Genomic DNA, 6,920 nt, shown 5'->3' with positions numbered 1-6,920 from the left:
TTGAAACTGGTCAAACACGTGAATTGAATGCTGCGAACAACTGGCAAGCTATTTTCACCGATCTGGATGCAGATAAAGGTGGCACTCCAATCGCCTATACAATCGAAGAAGTTTCAGTCGCAGAATATGAGTCTAAGGTAACAGGAGATGCGACAACTGGCTACACCATTACCAATAGCTACACACCAGGCAAGACTCAAGTGCCAGTGAAGAAAGTTTGGAATGATAGTGACAACCAAGACGGCAAACGTCCAGATTCTATCACCGTTAAACTCCTTGCCGATGGTCAAGACACAGGTAAGACCCTTGAACTCAATAAAGACAACAACTGGTCAGGAAGCTTCACAGATCTTGATGTGAACAAGGCTGGTAAAGCGATTGTTTACTCAGTAGTCGAAGTAACTGTTACTGGCTACAATTCTGACGTTATTGGTGATGCTGTATCAGGCTTCACCATTACTAATAGCTACACACCAGGTAAGACTCAAGTACCAGTGAAGAAAGTTTGGAATGATAGCGAGAACCAAGACGGCAAACGTCCAGCGTCTGTTACAGTTAAACTTCTTGCCGATGGTCAAGACACAGGTAAGACCCTTGAACTCAATAAAGAGAACAACTGGTCAGGAAGCTTCACAGATCTTGATGTGAACAAAGCTGGTAAAGCGATTAAGTACACTATTGAAGAAGTTTCAGTCGTAGGCTACAAGTCTGAGGTGACAGGAGATGCGACAACTGGTTTCACTATTACCAATAGCTACACACCAGGTAAGACTCAAGTTCCAGTGAAGAAAGTTTGGAATGATAGCGAGAACCAAGACGGCAAACGTCCAGATTCTATCACCGTTAAACTTCTTGCCGATGGTCAAGACACAGGTAAGACCCTTGAACTCAATAAAGACAACAACTGGTCAGGAAGCTTCACAGATCTTGATGTGAACAAGGCTGGTAAAGCGATTAAGTACACTATTGAAGAAGTTTCAGTCGCAGAATATGAGTCTAAGGTAACAGGAGATGCCACAACCGGCTTCACCATTACTAATAGCTACACACCAGGTAAGACTCAAGTACCGGTGAAGAAAGTTTGGAATGATGCCGAGAACCAAGACGGCAAACGTCCAGATTCTATTACTGTTAAACTCCTTGCCGATGGTCAAGACACAGGTAAGACCCTTGAACTCAATAAAGACAACAACTGGTCAGGAAGCTTCACAGATCTTGATGTGAACAAAGCTGGTAAAGCGATTGTTTACTCAGTAGTCGAAGTAACTGTTACTGGCTACAATTCTGACGTTATTGGTGATGCTGTATCAGGCTTCACAATCACCAATAGCTACACCCCGGAAACAGTTAATGTAAAAGCAACCAAGAACTGGGATGACGCTAATAACCAAGATGGCAAACGTCCAACTAAGATTACAATCAATCTTTTAGCAGACGGTCAGAAAGTTGATTCGAAAGAAGTTCAAGCAGCCGCAGACGGAACTTGGACTGTCGAATTCACGAAATTAGCAAAATATAAAGATGGTAAAGAAATCAAATACACTGTAACCGAAGCAGCCGTAGCAGAATACGAATCAACTATTACAGACTTTACCATCACAAACAAATATGCTCCTAAAGCAATCGACTACAAAGTAACAAAAGTATGGAACGACGCGAACAACCAAGACGGCAAACGTCCTGAGTCCGTAACCGTTCAACTTTTCAAATCTGTAGATGGATCTAAACCAGTAGCCGTTGAAGGTAAGAAATTGACCTTGACAGCTAAGGATAAGACAGACGCTAACACCTGGGTAGCATCATTCACAAATCTTCCACAATACGAAGCTGGTAAAGAAATCACTTACTCTATCAAGGAAGTAGATGTGCCAGCTGGCTATGAAGCCTCTGTAACTGGTCAAGTGGTAACTAACACCCACAATCCAGATACAGTTATCCTTTCAGGAACTAAGGTGTGGAAAGATAACAACAACCAAGACGGCAAACGTACAACATCTGTGAAAGTTCAAATTCTTAACGGCGACAAAGTTGTTCAAGAAATTGAAGTATCAGAAGCAACTGGTTGGAAGTTCGAATCAAAAGCACTTCCTAAGTATGAAAATGGTACAGAAATCAAGTACACTGTCAAAGAAGTGGCTGTAAAAGAATATACCTCAACAGTTACTACGGACAAAGATGGTAAGTACACAGTTACCAATGAATACACACCAGAGAAAACATCTGTAAAAGGTAAGAAGATCTGGAAAGATGAAGAGAACAAAGACGGTATCCGTCCAGCATCTATCACAGTGAAACTTCTTGCCGATGGTCAAGACACTGGTAAGACTGCGGTAGCTTCAGAAGCAACTGGTTGGACTTATGAGTTTACAGGTCTTGAGCGTTATAAAGATACTAAAGGTACAGAATTCAAGTACTCTGTAGAAGAAGTGCCGGTTGAAGGTTATTCATCTAAAGTAGAAGGCTTCAATATCACAAATACGCACACTCCAGAAAAACCAACACCAGGTAAACCAAATGAACCAGGTAAACCAAATGAACCAGGAAAACCAGGACAAAAACCTCAACTTCCTAACACTGGTGAAAAAGCATCTAACGCAACAGTAGTTGCAGGACTTGCTTTGATGGCAGTGACCGGTGGATTGTACTTTGTAAGCCGTAAAAATAAATAATCTCTAGATGAGAGTTGATTTTTAGTTAGTTCTTAGGAAGTAATTGGAAAGGAAATAGTCCAGAACAATTGTTCTGGACTATTTTTTTATCTTGAGAAATAAGGAAGGCTTTTCAATCGTTCGAGTAGGGGGCGGCTAATGAAACTAATGGCAATAATCTTACCAAGGTCAGGGAGGATAAAGGGAAGGACACCGACAGCGAGTGCTTTGTCAAGTGGCATACCAGCAAGGAAGTGGAGGCTGAGAATTCCCCCGACAAAGACGAGTGAATCACCCAAGAGGTTGGCTAGGAAAATGCGGATATAGCCACTATTTTGATGGATGAGATAAGATGTAAGTCCTGCATAGACAAGGTCGAACCAAAGATAGCCTGAACTTGGACCGACTAAAACGTGAAATCCTGCACCTCCCCCTGCAAAGACAGGTAAACCAATGGCACCCAGCAGGAGGTAGAGAGCAACAGATAGAACGGCTTCTCTGGGTCTAAAAACAGTAGCAATCAGACCAATTGCAAAGTTTTGCAGAGTGAAAGGTACAGGACCGATAGGGAGACTGATTTGTGCCAATACGGCGATGAGAGCAGCACCGATAGCAGGGATGGCATAGATATGAGCTTTCTTCAAAACTGTTAACCTCTTTTCAAAATTATAGTAACTATTATACTAATTCAGGAACAAAAGTCAACCTATTCTTTCAACCAAGGTGACAATCTTTGTAACAGCCGATTTTGGAAGTAAAAAGAGACCTCAAGAGGTCTCTTAAAATAATTAGCGCATGGTCACAAATTCTTCAGAAGCAGTTGGGTGGATAGCTACTGTAGCATCAAAGTCTGCCTTGGTTGCTCCCATCTTGATAGCGACAGCGAATCCTTGAATCATCTCATCCACTCCGTAACCTAGCCCGTGAAGTCCAACAACTTTTTCGTCAGCACCAGCGGTGATGAGTTTGAAGCGAGATTCCTGACGATGGCTTGTAACAGCAGAGTACATAGATGCAAAGCTTGACTTGTAGACTTTGATGTTATCTTGGCCGTATTCTTTAATAGCTTGATCTTCAGTCAACCCCACGGTTCCGATTGCTGGGTGGGAGAAGACAACAGTAGGGATAGTTGTGTAGTCCATCTTAGCACTTGTTTTCCCATTAAAGAGACGTTCAGATAAGGTGCGTCCTGCCTTGATGGCTACTGGGGTCAGTTCTTTCTCTCCAGTAACGTCTCCAAGGGCGTAGATGCCATCTACAACTGTATTTTGATACTCATCCACTTGGATAAATCCACGTTGGTTGAGTGTAACGCCGGCCTTTTCTAAATCCAGACCATCTACATTTGGACGACGACCGGTAGCCCAGATAACTTGGCTTGCAATGTGACTAGAACCGTCTTCAAAATGAATCGTAATGCCTTGCTCTGATTCTTCTAGTTTGACGGGTACCTTGTGTGTGTGCAAAGGTAGACCTGTTTTTTCCATTTCATTGACAAGGCCTTCAACGATGTAGCTGTCAAACGTGCGCAAGGGACGATCGCGACGAACAAACAAATCAGTTTTTACTCCTAGTGCGTGGAGGACACCTGCTAATTCAACGGCGATATAGCCAGCTCCAAGAATCGTAACGGATTCAGGAAGTTGCTCCCAAGCAAAGACATCGTCTGAGCTACCACCAAGTTCAGCTCCAGGGATAGTTGGGATGCTTGGGCGAGCACCAGTCGCAATCACGATATGTTTGGCACGAATCAATTCACCATTAACGCTGACTGTGTGGGAATCAATGAAATGAGCACGACCTTCAATCAAATCAACACCGTTGCGCTTGAAACTTCCATCATAAGACGAGCGGGCACGATCGATGTAGGCTTCACGATTTTGACGAAGTTTTGCGAAATCAAATTGAACATCTGAACTCGTAAACCCATAGTCAGGACCGTAGTGGTGAAAGCTTTCAGCGATTTGCGCTCCATACCACATAATTTTCTTAGGAACACAGCCGACATTGACGCAGGTTCCACCTAATTTTTTCTCTTCGATAACAGCTGCTTTAGCACCGTGTTCGCCAGCGCGGTTCATAGTAGCAATGCCGCCGCTTCCTCCACCGATGGCGATGATATCATATTCTCTCATAGAAAACTCCTTATAGCTTTGATAGTCATATTCTATCGTTTTTATTTTTTGAATGCAAAAATCTGCTACGATAAAAAAATTATAAAAACGCTTGCCAAATTCAAAAAGATGTTGTATTATATATCTAGCACAATAATCCAATAAACGAATACCGAACGAAATAATGATCCTGAATTGTCATTGTTTCCATCTGAACTGTCATTGTTTGGGCTTGGTGTTTCTGATATAATGGGTTTTGTAAGGCAAAAATATAAAGGAGCTTGAAAATGAAAAGAAATAAAAAGGCAAAAAAATGGCAATTATACACAGCGATTGGTGTTGCCAGTGCTATTGTTATCGGTGCTGCGGGGATTTTGATTTTTAGACAACCTTCCCAGTCAGCAGTCAAGGATGAAACCTCTCATATCGTTACTGCTAAGGAAGGTTCCGTTGCTTCATCAGTTCTCTTGTCAGGTACGGTTACAGCAAAAAATGAACAATACGTTTATTTTGATGCTAGTAAGGGAGATTTAGATGAAATTCTTGTTTCGGTTGGGGACAAGGTCGAAGAAGGGCAGGCTTTGGTCAAATACAGCAGTGCGGATGCTCAAGCTGCCTATGATGCAGCCGATCGTGCAGTTGCAAAGGCAGACCGTCATATCGAGGAGTTAAACAAAGCTCGTGAAAATGCATCAGCTGCACCAGCTTTTCCACAGGTTCCAACAGAAGCTGGACTCCCAGAACAAGCGCAAGCAGCGACTTCTTCAGTATCTTCTATTGATTCTCAAATCAGTGATGCCAAGGATAATCGTGCAGATGCTGTGGCTCAGCTCAACAAGGCTCAAGCTCAGCTAGATGCTGCAACAGTCCTCAGTACACTAGAAGGGACTGTAGTTGAAGTTAATCGTAATGTTTCCAAAACGCCAACAGGTAATAGCCAAGTGGTAGTACATGTCGTAAGTAATGAAAACTTGCAGGTCAAAGGGGAGTTGTCTGAATACAACCTTGCCAACCTTTCTGTAGGCCAAGAAGTTACCTTTACTTCGAAGGTTTACCAAGATAAGAGCTGGACAGGAAAAATAAGCTATATTTCTGATTATCCTAAAAACAATGGAGAAGCAGCAAATGCAGCCCTTGGAGGGAATACTGGATCTAAGTACCCTTATACTGTTGATGTGACCAGCGATATCGGTGAGTTGAAACAAGGCTTCTCTGTCAGTGTGGAAGTCAAAAACAAGAGTAAAGCCCTCCTTGTTCCTTTGACAAGTGTCGTTACCGAAAATGACAAAAACTATGTCTGGATCGTTGACGACCAGAAAAAAGCGAAGAAGGTAGAAGTTGCTTTGGGGAATGCGGATGCAGACAACCAAGAAATTACTTCAGGTTTGACAGACGGAGCCAAGGTCATCAGTAATCCAACATCTTCCTTGGAAGAAGGAAAAGAGGTGAAGGCTGATGAAGAAACTAATTAGTCTCAAAAATATCTGTAGAAGTTATCGAAATGGTGACCAAGAATTGCAGGTCCTTAAAAATATCAATCTAGAAGTTCATGAAGGTGAGTTTGTTGCCATTATGGGACCATCTGGTTCTGGTAAGTCTACGTTGATGAATACCATCGGAATGTTGGATACACCAACTAGTGGAGAGTACTACCTTGAAGGTCAAGAAGTGGCAGGTCTTGGAGAGAAACAACTGGCCAAGGTCCGCAACCAGCAAATCGGCTTTGTCTTTCAGCAGTTCTTTCTCTTGTCCAAGCTCAATGCGCTTCAAAATGTCGAATTGCCCTTGATTTACGCTGGTGTTTCGGCTTCAAAGCGTCGGAAATTGGCGGAGGAATTTCTGGAAAAGGTTGAGCTAACGGAGCGCAGTCAGCATTTGCCTTCCGAGTTATCAGGTGGTCAAAAGCAACGTGTAGCGATTGCGCGTGCTTTGGTAAATAATCCCTCTATCATCCTAGCTGACGAACCGACAGGAGCCTTAGATACCAAGACAGGAAATCAAATCATGCAACTGTTGGTGGAGTTAAACAAGGAAGGGAAGACCATTATCATGGTCACGCATGAGCCTGAGATTGCTGCCTATGCTAAACGCCAGATTGTCATTCGTGATGGGGTCATCTCATCAGACAGTGCTCAGGTAGTAAAGGAGGAAAACTAAG

General features: G+C 42.9%; 5 protein-coding genes. 3 read left to right on the top strand and 2 right to left on the bottom strand.

Annotated elements, in window-relative coordinates; all coding sequences use genetic code 11:
• Positions 1 to 2,669, top strand: a 2,669-nt coding sequence (locus tag ATE34_RS11240) for a Cna B-type domain-containing protein (RefSeq protein ID WP_241500544.1), incomplete at its 5' end; no start/stop codon positions are given.
• A gap of 86 nt (positions 2,670 to 2,755) precedes the next feature.
• Here the strand turns inward: ATE34_RS11240 and ATE34_RS08640 are convergent.
• Together ATE34_RS08640 and gor are read right to left on the bottom strand one after the other, a co-directional pair.
• A complete protein-coding gene (locus tag ATE34_RS08640; RefSeq protein ID WP_061598261.1) occupies positions 2,756 to 3,292 on the bottom strand; it encodes a biotin transporter BioY in 537 nt (178 codons plus the stop codon).
• 144 nt (positions 3,293 to 3,436) lie between these two features.
• The gene (gor, locus tag ATE34_RS08635) at positions 3,437 to 4,783 is read right to left on the bottom strand and encodes a glutathione-disulfide reductase (protein WP_084911669.1); all 1,347 of its coding nucleotides are present in this window, start codon (positions 4,781 to 4,783) and stop codon (positions 3,437 to 3,439) included.
• Positions 4,784 to 5,049: 266 nt separating this feature from the next.
• Here gor and ATE34_RS08630 point away from each other — a divergent pair, with 266 nt between their 5' ends.
• On the top strand, positions 5,050 to 6,234 hold the full coding sequence (locus tag ATE34_RS08630; RefSeq protein ID WP_061598263.1) for an efflux RND transporter periplasmic adaptor subunit: 1,185 nt from the start codon (positions 5,050 to 5,052) through the stop codon (positions 6,232 to 6,234).
• Positions 6,218 to 6,919 (top strand): ABC transporter ATP-binding protein, encoded by a 702-nt coding sequence (locus tag ATE34_RS08625; RefSeq protein WP_084911667.1) that lies wholly within the window; start codon positions 6,218 to 6,220, stop codon positions 6,917 to 6,919. Before ATE34_RS08630 ends, ATE34_RS08625 begins: the two co-directional genes overlap by 17 nt.
• Position 6,920: the final 1 nt, after the last annotated feature.

This window comes from Streptococcus oralis subsp. tigurinus (assembly GCF_002093545.1).
Classification (GTDB): Bacteria; Bacillota; Bacilli; order Lactobacillales; family Streptococcaceae; genus Streptococcus; species Streptococcus oralis_C.
The sequence above is the reverse complement of the archived record's forward strand: the minus strand, read 5'-3'. Positions and strand labels throughout refer to the sequence as shown.

Excerpts from the sequence above, each read along its gene's own strand:
- ATE34_RS08625 (WP_084911667.1), top strand. The coding sequence starts at position 6,218 with ATGAAGAAACTAATTAGTCTCAAAAATATCTGTAGAAGTTATCGAAAT.
- ATE34_RS08630 (WP_061598263.1), top strand. The coding sequence starts at position 5,050 with ATGAAAAGAAATAAAAAGGCAAAAAAATGGCAATTATACACAGCGATT.
- gor (WP_084911669.1), bottom strand. The coding sequence starts at position 4,783 with ATGAGAGAATATGATATCATCGCCATCGGTGGAGGAAGCGGCGGCATT.